General features: G+C 69.3%; 10 protein-coding genes and 4 pseudogenes. 9 read left to right on the top strand and 5 right to left on the bottom strand.

What is annotated here, in order from left to right:
- Window positions 1-118: 118 nt before the first annotated feature.
- Both ACFPZI_RS18935 and ACFPZI_RS18930 read left to right on the top strand, forming a co-directional pair.
- Window positions 119-1,349, top strand: a pseudogene (locus tag ACFPZI_RS18935) (IS701 family transposase).
- 316 nt (window positions 1,350-1,665) lie between these two features.
- Window positions 1,666-2,094, top strand: coding sequence for a hypothetical protein (locus ACFPZI_RS18930; RefSeq protein WP_381364442.1), 429 nt, complete (start codon window positions 1,666-1,668; stop codon window positions 2,092-2,094).
- 85 nt (window positions 2,095-2,179) lie between these two features.
- On the opposite strand, the gene ACFPZI_RS18925 is transcribed toward ACFPZI_RS18930, so the two are convergent.
- Window positions 2,180-3,337, bottom strand: coding sequence for an NAD-dependent formate dehydrogenase (locus tag ACFPZI_RS18925; RefSeq protein ID WP_381364440.1), 1,158 nt, complete (start codon window positions 3,335-3,337; stop codon window positions 2,180-2,182).
- Between the two features lie 387 nt (window positions 3,338-3,724).
- Here ACFPZI_RS18925 and ACFPZI_RS18920 point away from each other — a divergent pair, with 387 nt between their 5' ends.
- The 3 genes and pseudogenes from ACFPZI_RS18920 to ACFPZI_RS18910 all read left to right on the top strand — a co-directional run bounded on the left by ACFPZI_RS18920 (window position 3,725) and on the right by ACFPZI_RS18910 (window position 6,087).
- Entirely contained in the window at window positions 3,725-4,003 is a 279-nt protein-coding gene (locus ACFPZI_RS18920) for an FmdB family zinc ribbon protein (RefSeq protein ID WP_381364438.1), read from the top strand.
- Window positions 4,004-4,169: 166 nt separating this feature from the next.
- Window positions 4,170-4,790: pseudogene (locus ACFPZI_RS18915) on the top strand (AmiS/UreI family transporter); the annotation flags it as partial.
- A 398-nt stretch (window positions 4,791-5,188) separates the two neighbouring features.
- Window positions 5,189-6,087, top strand: a pseudogene (locus tag ACFPZI_RS18910) (integrase core domain-containing protein).
- A 31-nt stretch (window positions 6,088-6,118) separates the two neighbouring features.
- Here the strand turns inward: ACFPZI_RS18910 and ACFPZI_RS18905 are convergent.
- Window positions 6,119-6,599: pseudogene (locus ACFPZI_RS18905) on the bottom strand (IS6 family transposase); the annotation flags it as partial.
- 289 nt (window positions 6,600-6,888) lie between these two features.
- Here ACFPZI_RS18905 and ACFPZI_RS18900 point away from each other — a divergent pair.
- Entirely contained in the window at window positions 6,889-7,917 is a 1,029-nt protein-coding gene (locus ACFPZI_RS18900; RefSeq protein WP_381364436.1) for a zinc-binding alcohol dehydrogenase family protein, read from the top strand.
- A gap of 326 nt (window positions 7,918-8,243) precedes the next feature.
- On the opposite strand, the gene ACFPZI_RS18895 is transcribed toward ACFPZI_RS18900, so the two are convergent.
- A complete protein-coding gene (locus ACFPZI_RS18895; protein WP_381364434.1) occupies window positions 8,244-9,530 on the bottom strand; it encodes an ATP-binding protein in 1,287 nt (428 codons plus the stop codon).
- Between the two features lie 346 nt (window positions 9,531-9,876).
- Entirely contained in the window at window positions 9,877-10,002 is a 126-nt protein-coding gene (locus tag ACFPZI_RS18890) for a hypothetical protein (RefSeq protein ID WP_381364432.1), read from the bottom strand.
- Window positions 10,003-11,484: 1,482 nt separating this feature from the next.
- On the opposite strand from ACFPZI_RS18890, the gene ACFPZI_RS18885 reads away from it, so the two are divergent.
- Window positions 11,485-11,727: a hypothetical protein gene (locus ACFPZI_RS18885; protein ID WP_381364430.1), complete on the top strand. Its 243-nt coding sequence runs from the start codon at window positions 11,485-11,487 to the stop codon at window positions 11,725-11,727.
- A 58-nt stretch (window positions 11,728-11,785) separates the two neighbouring features.
- Here ACFPZI_RS18885 and dacB read toward each other — a convergent pair whose 3' ends face one another.
- The gene (gene dacB / locus ACFPZI_RS18880) at window positions 11,786-13,372 is read right to left on the bottom strand and encodes a D-alanyl-D-alanine carboxypeptidase/D-alanyl-D-alanine endopeptidase (RefSeq protein ID WP_381364428.1); all 1,587 of its coding nucleotides are present in this window, start codon (window positions 13,370-13,372) and stop codon (window positions 11,786-11,788) included.
- 549 nt (window positions 13,373-13,921) lie between these two features.
- Between dacB and ACFPZI_RS18875 the strand changes: the two genes are divergently transcribed.
- Window positions 13,922-15,031 (top strand): hypothetical protein, encoded by a 1,110-nt coding sequence (locus ACFPZI_RS18875; RefSeq protein ID WP_381364427.1) that lies wholly within the window; start codon window positions 13,922-13,924, stop codon window positions 15,029-15,031.
- Window positions 15,032-15,043: 12 nt separating this feature from the next.
- On the top strand, window positions 15,044-15,590 hold a 547-nt coding region (locus ACFPZI_RS18870), incomplete at its 3' end, for a transposase (RefSeq protein ID WP_381364425.1).

The following is a 15,590-nucleotide window of genomic DNA, read 5'->3' as shown; positions in this document are numbered from 1 at the left end:
TCCGCCAGCCACCGAAAACCAGTGACAAACATAGGCTCATGATTTCTGGCGCAGGACACTAGTAGGGCTTGGTTATCTTGGATGAGTAGCGGTGTGTCGTCTCTCGGAGGTGAGGGCCATGACACCGCGGGAGCTCACAAAGGCCCAGCAGCGGCTGACGGCGTTCGCGGCCGAGGTGTTCGGCTCGTTCGGCCGGGTCGACCAGCGGCGGTGGGGCGAGCGGTATGTGCGCGGGCTGCTGGGGGCGGGGCGGCGCAAGTCGATGGAGCCGATGGCGGCCCGGCTGGGGGTGGACCGGCAGGGGCTGCAGCAGTTCCTGGCCGACGCCCCCTGGTCACACCGGATGGTGCTGGCCGAACTGGCCTGGAAGATGGAGCCGGTCATCCGCCCGGCCGCCTGGGTGGTCGACGACGTGTCCTTCCCCAAGGACGGGCACGCCTCCCCGGGGGTGGCCGCGCAGTACTGCGGGGCGTGGGGCAAGACCGCCAACTGCCAGGTCGCCCCGAGCGTGCACCTGGTCACCGACGCCGCGTCCTGCCCGGTGAACTGGCGGCTGTTCCTGCCCGCCGAATGGGATCCGGAGACCGCCGAGGAGCCCGAGAACGCCGTCCTGCGGCGCCGCCGGGCGCGCGTCCCCGAGGAGACCGGGCACGTGGAAAAGTGGCGGCTGGCCGTCGACATGGTCGACGAACTGCGCTGCTGGGGGTTGGACCCGCCGCTGGTCGTGGCCGACGAGGGCTACGGCCAGGACGGCGCCTTCCGGCTGGCGCTGACCGAGCGCGGCATCCCCTACACGGTGGGGGTGCGCTCGGACACGGTGGTGCTGCCCGAGACCGCGCAGCGCACGGCGCTGGTCCGGTCGGGGACCGGCCGCAAGCCGGTGCCGCGCTACCGCGACCGGCCCGTCTCGGTGCACGACCTGGTCGCGGCCGGCGGGCGCGGCGGGCCTGCACCGGGTGACCTGGCGGCAGGGCTCCAGGGGGCCGCTGCGCTCGTCCTTCGCCGCCCTGCGGGTCCGGCCGGCCGAGGTGCGGCTGTGCCGGGCGCACTTTGGGCGGGACCTGCCGGTGTGCCGGCTGCTGGCCGAGTGGCCGGCCGGCGAGGAGGAGCCGGTCAAGTACTGGCTGTCCACCCTGCCCGCCCACACCCCGCTGCGGCGCCTGGTGCGCTCGGCGAAGATCCGCTGGCGGGTGGAGCACGACTACCGGGAGCTGAAGACCGCCCTGGGGCTGGGCGACTTCGAGGGCCGCACCTACCCGGGCTTCCTGCGGCATCTGACCCTGGCCTCGGTCGCCCAGGGGTTCTGCACCCTGGAGCGGCTGTCCCCGAGGGCAGCGGCCACGGCCTGACGACCTACCAGGTCGTGGCCGCGCTGCAGCTCCTGCTGGCCTGCTGGGCGGGGCGGTGTCCGCTGTGCCGGACACCACTGCCCCCACCCCGACACACCAGACCCGCCCCAACCTGACCAAGCCCTATTAGCTGTCTTGACAGCATGCATCCCTTATGGGCCTTTTCCGCAGCGCGGCGGACCGGGTCTGAAGCAGGACGTTCACCAGTGACCTTGCGGGTAGCCGCCCGGACCAGACTTCAGGGCGCATGAGGAAGATACGACGTACTTCCGCGCCGGCACTACCAGTGGGCGACCGGACCCGGAAGGTGGACAAAGTGAGTGAAGACGCCGTGTGGGTCAGAGGCGTGACGGGCATCCAACTGCATCACGTGACCGATCTTCAGGACGCTCGTCGGTTCCTGGGCAACGCCGTCATGGCGCTGGGCGCAGCCCATGTGAGAACGGGCGACGCCAGGTTCTCCGGTCTCGCCGACCAGCTCAAAGTAATGGTCGCCCAAACGCACGACCTGGAGGGTGAGGCACGGGAGAGCATGCACCGGCTGCACTCCACGGATCCCGAGCGGTTCGTACGCTGCCGGGAGGGCGAGGAGCCCTGGCCGGACGAGCTCCAGGCGGGCTTCGTCCCGCGCCACACCTGCCAGGACAAGTGCCTCTACCACGACCATGAGGTGCTGGACGCCATCCTGCAGTGCACCTGCGGCCGGCCCCCGTGCCGTGCTTGCGCCATCGCGGGGGCGCCCTGACACGGAGAACACGGAGAGCGGAGCGTGCCATCCCTGGCCGCCTGTGCACGGACGGTGACGGCCCCGCCAGCTCCTACCATGTGCGTCAGACGGTGTACGAGCGGGCCCCGGTCCCAGCAAGCCTGCCGCCCTCCACGATGAGGTACTCCTGACGGATCGGGCGATTGTCGAACCAGCACTCCAGGATTTCCCGGACGCCTGCCGCGTACCTGGCCTGCGCGGAGAGCGTCGAACCGGACACGTGCGGTGTCATGCCCTCGTGCGGCATGCCGCGCCACGGGTGGTCCTCTTCCGGCGGCTCGGGGTACCAGACGTCCCCGGCGTAACCCGCCAGATGGCCTCGTTCCAGAGCGCGTACCACGGCGTCTCGGTCGACGATCAGCGCGCGGGCTGTGTTGACGATGTACGACCCTCGCTTCATGGTCGCGAGCATCTCGTCGTCGAAGAGGTTCACCGTCTGCGCGTGCAGCGGCGCGTGGATGGAGAGCACGTCGACGGCGGCCGCCAGGGAGCGGGCATCCGCATGCCAGGTCAGCCCCAGCTCCTGCTCGAGGTTTGGTGGCACCCTGTGCACGTCGTTGTAGTGCAGCTTCACATCGAACGGCTTCAGTCGGCGGAGTACTGCCATGCCGATCCGTCCGGCACCGAAAACGCCGACGTCCATGCCCTCCAGGTCGTAGCTCCGCGAGACGCTGTCGGCCACGTTCCACCCTCGGCGGGCGGTGACCCACTCGTGGGCGGGCAGATAGTTGTGGACGAGAGCGAGGATCTGCATGACCGCGTGCTCCGACACGCTGATGCTGTTGCTGTAGGTGACCTCCGCCACGGTGACGTCGTGCTCGATGGCGCTCGGCAGGTCCACGTGGTCCGAACCGATCCCGGCTGTGATCGACAGCTTCAAATGCGGTGCGCGCCGGATCCGGTCAGGGGTGAGATAGGCGGGCCAGAACGGCTGCGAGATCACCACCTCGGCGTCGGAAAGTTCCCGTTCCAGCACGGAGTCGGGCCCCTCCTTGTCGGAGGTGACGACCAATGTGTGGCCCCGTCCCTCCAGGAACGGACGCAGACCGAGTTCGCCGGAGACGCAGCCGACCAGCTCACCCGGCTTGAAGTCGCTGCTCCGGGGGGTGGGCGCTGTCTGCCCTCCGGGATAGCCGCTGATGACGGGGATCTCATCTCGGGCATACCTGGGCGGGTAGCCGTCAACTGGATCCGGATAAAGCACCGTGAGAATCTTTGCCATGGCCGTACTCCTACGAAGGCCGGCGCACAGGCGTGGTCCGGTAACCGCGCATTCGCTCCGGCCGGCCTTGCTGTCCAGTGCCGAGTGACCGGGCCGCCGCACAATAAACGGGCCTAAACACACTGATCACCGCGCTCGCAAAGCCCCGACCGAGCAGCCTGCGGCGCGGAGGTCACGTCCTTTCCACCCGGCGGGGCCCGCCGCGTCATACCCGCCCATTCGGCACGGCGGCGCAGGGCGACCCCAGGGGCATCTCCAACTCGCCTTGACACGCCGTCGTCACAGGCGTTGCCTGGAATAAGAGGCGATGCTGCTCCGGTGTTCATTGGCTCGACCAGAACCGCGCCACGGCTTAAGGCCGAAAGCGCAGCGAGGCGGAGACGAATCATGGCGACGTATGAGTATTCCTGCAACCGCTGCGGATCATTCGACGTCAAGCTGCCGATCGGCACAGCGCCGATCGCGCACGCCTGCCCGCAGTGCTCGAATACGGCTCGGCGTGTGTACTCATCCCCCGCGACCGCGTTCACCTCGCCTGCCGTAGCGGGCCTGCGCAAGCAGGAGGAAAAGTCTTGGGAAAATCCCACGGTGGTCACGCGGGTGCCTCCCGAGCAGGCTGCGCCGAGGCCGGCCCATCCGGCCCTCGCCCGGCTCCCCCGGCCCTGAGGGGAAGTCTCGGACCGTCAGAATCAGTCCAACATCCCCTCGGAGAAGGGGCGCGGGACGGTCTCTGCCGCCTCACCAGAGACACGGGGTACGCGCAACAGCATCTCGGTCGCATGACCGCCCGGCGGGCCCATCGCTCGCGGAGCGAAATCTCGGGAGGTGCCCCTTGGCCAACGTCGGACTTCTCTTTGTAGGCGCGGTGCTCTTCCTGAACGGATTGATGCTGCTGGGAAAAGTCGACAGCCGGGCAGCCGCCGTATTCAATCTTTTCGTGGGCGGGCTTCAGGTCCTCACACCCACATATCTCATCATCGCCGCGAATCGGGACCCCCACCAGATCGCGCTCGCATCGGGCATCTTCCTCTTCGGTTTCACATACCTGTATGTAGGAATCGGACTACTCATGGGGCTCGACACCACAGGGGTGGGCTATTACTCACTATTCGTGGCCATCGTGGCTCTGGGGTATTCCTTCGTCAACTTCCGACTGTTCGACGATCAGTCGTTCGGAGTGATATGGCTCTATTGGGCGTTCCTCTGGTTCCTTTTCTTCCTACTCCTGGGACTGAAAATGGAGACCTTGACGTCTTATGTCGGCTGGGTGACCGCGATTGAAGGCTGGGTAACCGGCGTCATACCGACATTCCTACTGCTGGCCGGTTATTGGGTCACCGAGAACTTCTTTGAAATGGCGATCGCGCTGGGCGCGTTCGGCGTCCTGACCTTCGCCGCGCTGTGGATTGTACTTCGCCGGAGGCGGCCCGGCAGGCCCGCGGAGGAGTACGGCGTGCGGGTGCCGAAAACCCCGTCCATGGCCTGCGACGTGCAGGTTCTCGTGAACCGCCGTTGGCCGCAGGACGGGTGTGTCAGGCTGACCAATCGTGCTCCTGCGACTGCCCTGCCTCGCCGTGTCGAGCGTGTTCGCCTTCATCCGGCTGCTGCCGATGAGCGATGTCGACAAGGACATCGAGATATTGACACTGCGCCACCAACTGGCGATCCTGCAGCGGCAGACCGGCAGACCGGCAGACCGGCAGACCGGCAGACCGGCAGACCGGCAGACCGGCAGACCGGCAGACCGGCAGACCGGCAGACCGGCAGACCGGCAGACCGGCAGACCGGCAGACCGGCAGACCCCGGGTCACCCCGGCGGACCGTGCTCTCCTTGCCGCACTCCTCCACCGGTTGCCTCGCGCCCGGCTGCGGCAGCTCCACCTGATCGTCTCCCCTACGACGATCCTCCGGGGGCACCGCGACCTCATGCGCCGTCGCCACGCCGATGTCTCCCGACGTAAGCGTCCCGGCAGACCGCCCACCCGTCGCTCTATCCAGGCTCTCGTCCTGCGCCTGGCCCGGGAGAACGGCGGGTGGGGTTACAGACGGATCCACGGCGAGCTCGCCGTGCCGGGCATCAAGGTCGCGCCCTCGACCGTGTGGGAGATTCTGCGCACGCATGGGATCCAGCCCGCACCCGAGCGCGACCGCCAGAGCTGGGCTGCCTTCCTGCGCGGCCAGGCCCACGCGATCCTGGCCTGCGACTTCTTCACCGCCACCACCCTGAGCGGCGCGACTGTGTACGTCTTCGCCGTCATCGAGCACGCCGACCGCCGCATCCGCATCCTTGGTGCGACGGCCCATCCCACCGCGGCTGGGGCACCCAGGCCGCCCGGAATCTCGTGATGGATCTTCAGGACGCAGGGGCCACCGTCACGCGCCTGATCCGGGACCGCGACAGCAAGTACACCCGGGCGTTCGATGCCGTCTTCGAGGCCGAGGGCTTCGAGATGGTCACCACCGGTATCCGCGTTCCCCGCATGAACTCGATCATGGAACGCTGGGTGCAAACCTGTCGGCACGAGCTCCTCGACCGCACCTTGATCTGGAACCTGTCCCACTTGCTCCACGCGCTCGGCGAGTTCGAGTCGTTCTACAACGAGCACAGGCCGCACCGCGCCCTGCACAGCGCAGCGCCGCTTCGGCCGGCCCCCGAACCCATCACCGACCCCACCCGGCTCGACCACCTCGACATCCGCCGACGAGACCGACTCGACGGCATCCTCCACGAGTGCACACATGTCGCTTGACCTGCGAGGACGTAATAATCGGCACTCGCACCTTGTGTGAGCGGTGCTCGACCGAGCGCATCAGCTCCCGGCGGGCCACGCCGTAGAAACGCAGCTTGTCGGTGATGACCACCCGCGGCACCGCACCGGTCCTCTTCAGCAGGCGGCGGAAGAACCGCCGGGCCGCGGCCTTGTTCCGCCGGTTCTGCACAAGGATGTCCAGGACAGTGCCGCCGGCGTCGACGGCCCGCCACCGGTACGTCGGCTCCCCGTTGATCCTGACGAACACCTCGTCCAGGTGCCACGTGTCCCCGGGCCGAGGCCGCCGACGGCGCAGCGAGCCGGCGTAGGCCTGCCCGAACTTCAGACACCACCGCCGGACGCTCCCGTAAGACACGATCACGCCGCGGGCGAGCAGCAGCTCCTCGACCTCGCGGAAGCTGAGCGGGAGGCGGAAGTACCGCCACACGCAGTGGGAGATGATCTCCGCCGGGTAACCGGTGCCCCCTGTACGACGGCGGCACGGACGACACGAGTGAACCCCTCCCCGGCATGACCAACCAGAAGATCATCCAACCCGGTCAGTCAACGTGACAGTGCCTCTCCACCAGGTACCGGTGCCCCTGGTACGACGGCGGCGTACTGCCCACGGACAACCCCCTCCACCATGATCAACCCGAAGATCATCCCACCCGGCCAGCCAACATGACAGTGCCGCCCGAACGGCCGAGGGCCGTTGCCGCACCAAGCGGCGTGCGGTTGCGGCCTGCCGTTCTGCGGCGAGCGTTTGCCGGACCTGCCGGCCGGCGCCAGGCTGGGAGCATGGTGCGCGCGTCGGCTTCGAACATGCTGACCGGGTGGGCTGTCGAGAGTCCTGGTCCGATCGCGGACGGCCCACTGGTGTCCGTGCGGCGTACCGTGCCCTCGCCGGGGCCTGGTGAGCTGTTGCTGAGGATCGAGGCGTGCGGCGTCTGCCGCACGGACCTGCACCTTGCCGAAGGTGACCTGCGCCCGCACCGGGCATCGACCGTTCCCGGTCATGAGATCGTCGGCCGCGTGGCCGCCGTCGGCGAGTCCGTCACGGGGTTCCGGGTCGGCGACCGAGCCGGTGGGGCGTGGCTGCGCAGCACCTGCGGCCGATGCCGCTACTGCCGGGCCGGTCGCGAGAACCTCTGCCCGGCCTCCCTCTACACCGGCTGGGACGCGGACGGCGGTTTCGCCGATGTCACCCTCGTTCCGGCGGACTACGCCCACGCGCTCCCGGACGACCAGGACGCCGTGCTGCTGGCACCGCTGCTGTGTGCCGGGATCATCGGCTACCGGGCTCTGCGCCGCAGCGCCCTGCCACCCAACGGCCGGCTCGGGATCTACGGCTTCGGGGCATCGGCCCATCTGGCGGCGCAGGTCGCCCTGGCCGAAGGAGCGACCGTGCACGTGCTGACCCGTTCGGCACGGGCCCGTGAACTCGCCCTCGACCTGGGCGCCTCCTCCGTGGGCGGCGCCTACGACCGCCCGCCCGAACCACTGGATTCGGCGATCCTGTTCGCACCAATAGGGGATCTGGTGCCCGTGGCACTGGAGGCACTGGACCGTTCGGGAACGCTCGCCGTGGCGGGCATCCATCTCACCGACATCCCCGTGCTCAATTACCGCCGTCACCTCTTCGAAGAGCGGAATCTGCGCAGCGTCACCTCCAACACCCGGCAGGACGGCCGCGACTTCCTGGACACGGCCGCGCGGATCGGTATGCGGGTCACCGTCAGCCCGTATCCGTTGAGCCGTGCCGACCAGGCTCTGAGGGACCTGGCCGCCGACCGGGTCAGCGGCGCCGCCGTGCTCGTGCCCGGATGACCCGCCGCGACGCACTCCTTGGACGTGCTCCGAGAGGTCGCGGTAGCGGGTGACGGAGTGGTTGAAGAAGTTCCGCCGCGAGCGGCGTGTGTTATGCGACATCCTGCGGGTTCCTCCTGGCTTTCATCTCTCGTTGCTGCAGGTCAGCCCGGCAGACGGAAGCGAGGGATCCGCATAGATCATGACGGACCCTCGGGATTCCTGAAGAACCGTCATGAGCCCTGCACAGACGCACAGACGCACAGGCCGAAGGCGACGAGGTGCCTGGTCAGGCCCCATGCCGAAGAACCAAGGACCACGGCGAACTCGCGGGAGGACGCGCAGAGTCACATGCGTACGTACTCCTCGGTATCCTCGGCGAAGTCCGTCAGTGCCTGGTCGGTGAGTGTGGGACGGGTCTGTGCGATGGCCTGCAGGTAGTCCTCCGTGCCGGCCGGTGCGCCTTTCCCCTGGGCGACTTCGCGTTCGAAGGCGGTCTGGGCGCCCTTGCGAGCAGCGAACTCGATATCGGCCGGCGTGAACATTGCGCTTGCCTCCGCCAGACGGCGGAGATCGACATGGGCGGCGGCGGTCCCGAGGTAGCGCTGCCAGACCGCCGAACGGGCCTGCGGATCGGGCGGGCCGACCGGGATGACGTAGTCGAAGCGGCCGGGCCGAAGGAACGCAGGGTCGAGGAAGCGGACGGAGTTCGTGGCGCAGATCAAGAGGCGGTCGTCGTGGTCGCGGAAGCCGGGGATCAGCTTGAGCAGTTCGTTGGTGACTCCATGACTGGGGTCGACAGCCGTACCGGACCGGGCAGAAGCGATCTCCTCGACCTCGTCGATGAAGAGAACCACCGTCTCCAGCTCGGCCAGCTCGGTGAACGCCTCCCGCAGCGAGGCCGCCAGTCCTCCCTCCCGGAACGACGCAAGCCGGGACGGGAAGAGTTCCACGAAGGGCCACCCCAACCGCGAGGCAACCGCTCGGGCGAAGCTGGTCTTTCCGGTGCCCGGCGGCCCGAAGAGGATGACCGCCTTCGGCGGCCTCACTCCATACCGCTCGGCCAGCGCGGGCCGGGCCAGCGGCAGCACGATCCGCCGCTCGATGGCTTCCTTCACCTCTTCCATTCCCGCAAGGCTGTCCCACAGATCCCCGGGAAGCATCCTTCCCCCCAGTTCCGCCAGGAGGCCGGCATCGCTCGCGCCGAGCTGCTCGACCTTCTCGTAGAAGACGAGCCCGCTCCGGGACCGGTAGCCTGAACTTTCCAAGGCAACGGCTCCCGTCGCCCCCGGGGCCAGGAGCGCGCCGATCCGGCGGACTCCCTGGGACCGCAAGCGCCGCTCAAGCTCGGCGATCAAGAAGCTCCCCATGCCGCGGCTGCGCCACGTCCCGGCCAGGGCCACCAGGATGATCCAGCCCCTCTCGCCGGAGACCTGCGCCACGCCGACGCCCACCAGCTCGTCGCCGACCACCGCCACCACGGCCGGTCCTGCGGCCCTGGCTGCGGCCACGACCTCCGATACCGGAAAAACGGCGGGAGCCTCGTCCACCTGCTGATTCTGGTCCCAGATCTGGATGGCGCGGTCCAGATCATCGTCGTGGAAGTCCCGAAATCGCCACGCCGGCATCGTCATCACCTTCGAGAGGGGGTCACCACCGCTCCCTAGCTCAGGTAGTGCCCCGCCACGGATCCTTGCTTCATTCTCCCCATGTGCGCCTCCCGGGCGCGCGTCGAACGAGGGTGCCGTTAACGTACAGGGAACCAAGTGACATGTAGCTCAGCGTGATGTTGGTCCTGTGGGTTCGCCGCCGTTCGGCTCCGCCCCTACGACCCCGTCCCTCTTCCCAGACGGTGAGCACGTGCTCCTGGTCGTCCTCCTCCAAGCCAGGTCCGGCGGGCGGTGGTCTCGGGGTTCGGGGAGCATCCGAGCAGGGATCACCGCTACGGAGTTCAGTTTCCTGAACGCTTCGGTGCCCCGGTCAGCGGCCCTGGCGGAATGGGTTGTACGTCTCGAAGGAGCCTTCGTCGGCCTCTCCGCGCCGACGCCGTTCGGCCTGGTACGCGGTCCAGGCGAGTTCACCCTGCACAGCGGAATCGCAGACCATCAATTGTTGAACGCTGTGCGGGGCACGGCAGCCGCCGCCGGCTACGGCCTCACCCCAGAAGAAGTGACCCTCCGGTTGGGTCGTCGCTTGCCGCGCTGCGGGCCCTCCCCCGCTGTCCTGCCGTCCGGATCGGCCCTTCCCCCAGGCGCGACGGCGGCGGCAGCAGGCCGCCCGACTACTTGGCGCTCTGCTGCAGGCTCCGGACCCACTCCCGGCCGCGGTCGGCGCGACGGCGCCGCGCTGAGCGGAGCGCCCACGACGGGCCCGGCCACCTCGCGGCAGCAGCCGCTCCCTCGACCACGACGGACGGTGCGGTCTGCTCACGCTCGCCCGTGCGTGACGGCGGCAGTACGGAGAACGGCCCAGCTCCGACGGGGTCGATGGCATACGCCGGGCTGGGTCTTCACGGTTGCGCCCGCCACGATCCTGGCCTGACACCGGTCCTTGGGCGTAGTGGTCGCGCAGAAGGGTGTCCACGGATTGCCCACACGCCTTGGTTCCGCGGACCTGGAAATTCCACCTCATTGAGGGCCTTTGTGGGCGCGCCCGCGGCTTCCGGTGCCCGCTTGGGGCAACTGTTGCCGTGTCCAATCGGTCCAGGCGCCCGGGCGCCTGCTGTGACAGGAGATCGCTATGCGTGTTTCCCGCTTTGCTGCCGCGCTCGGCGTGGCAGTCGCCGTGGTGCTGGGTGGTGCTGGAGCTGCTGCCGCCGGCGCCGCCGCGCCGGGGGCGACCGGTGCGTACGCCTCGAATGACCACCATCGTGGGGACCAGGGCGAGGACGGGCCCCGGTACCACCACGGGCACGGGAAGGACAGGGACCGCCACCACGGCCACGGGAGGGACAGGGACCGCCACCACCGGCACGGGTGGGACAGGGACCGCCACCACGGGCACGGGCATGGCCACGGGCACAGGCGCGGCTGACACGATCGCCGAACGTGATGGGGCGGCCCGATTCGGGCCGCCCCATCACCATCGCAGTTGGCCGCAGGACCTTCCCCCCTCCGCAACCAGCCTGTCCTCCGCCCCGACCGAGCCCCCTGCAGTCGGTGTCCCGTCTCATTCGATCTTGTCGCTGGGCGGCGTCCTGACCTGCGGAGACAAAGTCGCGCGAGACGCCGATGAGCCGTCGTCTCACTTGATGTTGTCGGCGAGGTGCGTTTCCACCGCCGACGATCGGCGGGCGGCGGCACGCTGACCTGGACTGTCTCACCTGACCTTGTCCTTGACGTGTGAACCGGACCCCGTCAGGTGAGACGGAGGCAAGGTCTCGCGAGACGGGACAGTCGGCAGCGCGCGGACCACGTAACCCGCCCACCATGGCCGTGCTCTGGCAGTGTCCAAGAACCGATCGGCTCTTGGACAGCGGCGCCTGGAGATCGACACGCCGAGCCGGAGCCGACCGCTGGTGTCCAGCAAGGATGTCCAACAGCTACCGACTCGGGGCCGCTACAGCGACGCGGGAAGTCGCTGCCCTCTGTGGGCTTTGTAGGGGATGCGCTCGTCGTCGGGGTGACGCTGGTGCAGCGCCGCGCCCCCGAGGGGCGGTTGAACGGGGGCATGACCCTCGCCGTGACCGGCCTCCTCGGGGGCATCGCCTGCGGCGTGGCGGGCGGCGGTCGACTGGTGGAGCACGCGGGCCCTGCCGCCGGGTGCCTCGCCCCGGTCACCGCTGCCGATTGCGCACTGCCGCTCTACGCGATCCGGCGCGGCGCGCGCTGAGCCCTGGCCCTGTTCGGCGCGGACTGCCCGGCGGCCCGCGCGAGCGCCCAGGGGTGCCTCAGCACTGCGCCGGCTTGCGCCACGAGCACTCCAGGTCCCCGTTGCTCTCCGTGCTCCGGAGGGCCTTCGGCCGCACCGTCACCGCCCGGTTCTCGTCGGACGAGGCGAGGGTGACCACGATGGCGTCCTCGATGCTCTTGACCGAGCCGGCGAGATAGTTGTTGAGGACGACGCTGTAGACGAGTTCGCGTCCGCCCGCGTCGGTGACGTATCCCGACAGGGCCGACGCGCCCGTCAACGACCCCGTCTTGCCACGCGCGTTGAGTGCGGCCGGCGTGCCGCACAGACGCGAGCGCAACGTACCGCCGACGAAGCGGTTCGGGTCACAGGCCACCGGGAGGGCCCGGTACCAGTCGGCGTACCAGGGCTCGGTGCGCACCGACAGGAGCAGCTTGGCGAGCTGGTCTGCGGGGACGCTGTCCATCCGGGACAGCCCGGAACCGTCGACCTGGCGCAGCTTGCCCGGGTCGACGCCGACGCGCTTCAGGTAGCCGCTGATGCCGGCGAGGCCGGCATCCCAGGTGCCGCGCCCGGAGGTCTCGTATCCGATCGCCTTGGTCAGCGCCTCGGCGTGCATGTTGTTGGACAGCTTCAGGAACGGGATCAGCAGCTCCTTGAGGGGCATGGACTCGTGCGTGGCGAGCCTGTGCGCGCCCTTCGGAGTCGCCTCGCCGAGCCGGGTCGCCCCGGTGACGCGCACGCCGTGCGTGGCCAACGCGTCGCGGAAGACATCCGCGGCGTAGCCGGTGGGCTCCCAGACGCTGACCCACTCCTTGGCGGTGGCGCCGCCAACAGGCAGGGTGCCGCTGACGGTGACGGTGTTGGCGCCGTGCTGCCGCTCGACGGTGAGGTCGCTCGGGCCGCCCCGGTCGACGGTGGTCGCGCGCACGTCGAGGTGGACATAGTGATTGGCCGGGGTGACGGTGGTGCGCGGCCGGTCGCCGGGCTTGGCCCCCGGCGCCGCATGCACGATGACCGTGCCGGTGTCGTAGTCGGTGTCGGGGGCGACGCTCAGCGCGGAGGTCTGCGCCGAGTAGTACGAGGATTCGTCGTCGGAGGCCCAGGAGCGGCCGAGCCGTTGGTCGTCGAAGCGGGTGTCGTCGGCGACCAGGCGCCCGGTGACGCGCCGCACCCCCGAGTCGGCGAGCGCGGCGGCGAGCCGGTCGTAGTCCTCGGCGAGCAGGGTCGGATCGCCGGTGCCGCGCAGATACAGGTCGCCGTCGAGTACGGAGCCGTGCCGGGCACCGGTCGACAGGACGTCGGTGGTGAAGCGGTGGTCGGGGCCGAGCAGCGCCATGGCCGCGGCCGAGGTGAGCAACTTGGTGTTGGAGGCGGGCATGAGCCGCCCGCTCGGCAGATGCTGATAAAGGACCGCGCCGGTCTTCGCGTCGGCGACGACGACGCTCGCGGCGCCGCCGTCCATGCGGGCGTCGCCGAGGATCGTGTCGATGGCCTCCGGCAGCCCGGTCCGGTCACCGTCCGCCCCCGCGGGCGAGCTCCAGCTGAACGTCGCCGCGACCACGGCGGCGACGACGGGCCAGATCCAGTGGCGCATACGGGTGGTGCGTCTCACGGGTCTACTCATGCCGCAGGAGCATCCCGGATCCCGGCCGATGGCAACAGACCCCCGCGCCGATCCGCACCCCGCCACCGCTGCGCAGGTGCCCGGCACGACCGATCACCACCACCTCGCCACGCACCTCGCTTCCGGCCTGTGGCGCGTCCAGCGGCTTGCTCTCACAGGGGCAGCGTTATGCCCAGTTGCTGCATGGCGGTGGAGGGCGGGCCACCTTCGGAGCGTTCGGTCTGGCGTTGTCAGGTTGAGTGAGTGCTCGAGGGTGTGAGCCGGTTCGGCGCGTTTCGGCTTCGGCGGTGACAACGGCTCAGGCTACGGCGTCGCCGGTCTGCCTGCCGCGGCCTGAGCACGGGGCCGGAATCCGGCCCCACCACACCCGACCCACCGTCAGGCACCCACACCCTCAACCACGTGACAACGCCGTCGATTGTGATGGGCGGGGCCACCCCCTGCCGGGGTGGCCCCATCGCGTTTCAGAGCAACCTTCCGGGAAGTTCGCGAGTCATGTGTATGCGTCACCGATCCGGTGCGCATGATGTCCGAATTACGGAAGGTCCCATGACTTCTCTCGCCGTCGTGCGGCGCACCATCTCCGCGTTTGTGCTGGCCGCACTGGTCGGCACGGCGCTGGCCGGTCCTGCCCATGCCCAGGAGGAACCGCTGCCGGTCTCGATCACTGGCCCCGACAGCGTGAACCTCTCGCTGCACCCGGAGGCCGGTGGGCCGGGTGAGCCGCAGATCGAGCTGGGGCTCCGGGCGCCCGGCGAGCCGGTACCGGACGAGGACGGCGTCATCTGGCCGATCCACACCGGCGAGTACACGGTCACCGTGGACGCGAGCTCCCTGGCCGGCGTTGCTGCGGTGGACTTCTCCCAGCTCGGCGGGTGGCAGGGGTGCTCCGTCGACGGGCTCGTCGCCACCTGCAGCGACTACGAGATCTACGCGGGTCAGGACTACAACGACCTCGGCGGCATCCGTCTCGATGTAACCGACGAGAGCGCCGCGGGCGACTTCGGCGCCATCCAGATCACGGCCGCGGGCGAGGACCTGGCCTTCACCGGGCACACAGTGGACGTGCTGGTGGGCGGCCCGGAGCTGCTGATGAAGCAGCTGACCGAGCCCGAGGGCTTCCAGGCCGGTGACACCTTCCAGGCGCCGCTGGGCTTCCGCAACGTCGGCGGGCTGGGCGGCGACGGCATCGTGCTGCGGATCTCCGGCAGCCGGGGCCTGTCCTTCCCCAGCACCTTCAGCAACTGCTGGTACGAGCCGCGTGACCCCGACGATGTGCTCGGACGCTCCACGGCGCTCTGCATCTTCGACAGCGAGTTCACCGGTGAGGCGTCATACGGGCTGAGCGCGCCCTTCCCGATCGAGACGGCCGGTTTCGCGCTCTACGACACGATGTCCTACAGCTTCAGCGCGGTGCCCGCCGAGCAGGCGCGGGAGCTGCTGACCGAAGGCGACTACCAGGCGGGTGACGGGCCGGCGCTGGAGCTGGCCCGCGTGCCGGACGCGGACCCGGCCGATTACACCCGCTACGCGGAGATGGACTTCCCGACCGCGAACACCTTCGACCTCGATCTGACCGGTGAGCGGCTGCGGGCCCGCAAGGGCAGCACGGTGTCGGTGGACGGCGGTGTCATAGCCTCGAAGCAACAGTGCAGGTGAGAAGGGTTGCTCGTGGCAGTGCGGAGACCGTTGACGCTCGAGGAACGTGAGGAGATCGCGGTCGGCCGCGCCCGGGACGAAGGGGTGCGGGAGATTGCACGGCGGATCGGCCGGGACCCGTCGGTGGTCAGCCGGGAGATACGCCGGAACAGTTCGCGGCGCGGTTACCGGGCCTCGACCGCGGACCGTCGGGCCGCACAGCGACGTCGGCGTCCTCAACGGCAGGTGCTGAACACCGACTTGGTTCTGCGGGAGCGCGTTCTGGCGGACCTGCGGTACGGGCGGACACCGAACCAGATCGCGGGGCGTTTGAAACTCGAGTCCGCAGACGCGAGTGTGGCCCTCATGGAAGGCTCGCTCCCGGCCGGCGGGGAAACGATCTCGCACGAGGCCGTCTACACATGGATCTACGCGTTGCCCAAGGGCGAGCTCGCCCGCCTGGGCGTGATGCTGCCCAGCCGCCGCACCGCCCGCGGCCCCCGCAGCAGCCCGACGCCTCCAGGGGCGCCCGGATCACCGGCATGCGCTCCATCCACGACCGTCCCGCCGAAGCCCTCGG

Origin of the sequence: Streptomyces chlorus (assembly GCF_042655885.1) — a bacterium.
In the GTDB taxonomy this organism is placed as follows: Bacteria; Actinomycetota; Actinomycetes; order Streptomycetales; family Streptomycetaceae; genus Streptomyces; species Streptomyces chlorus.
This window is presented reverse-complemented; position numbering and strand designations above follow the sequence as displayed.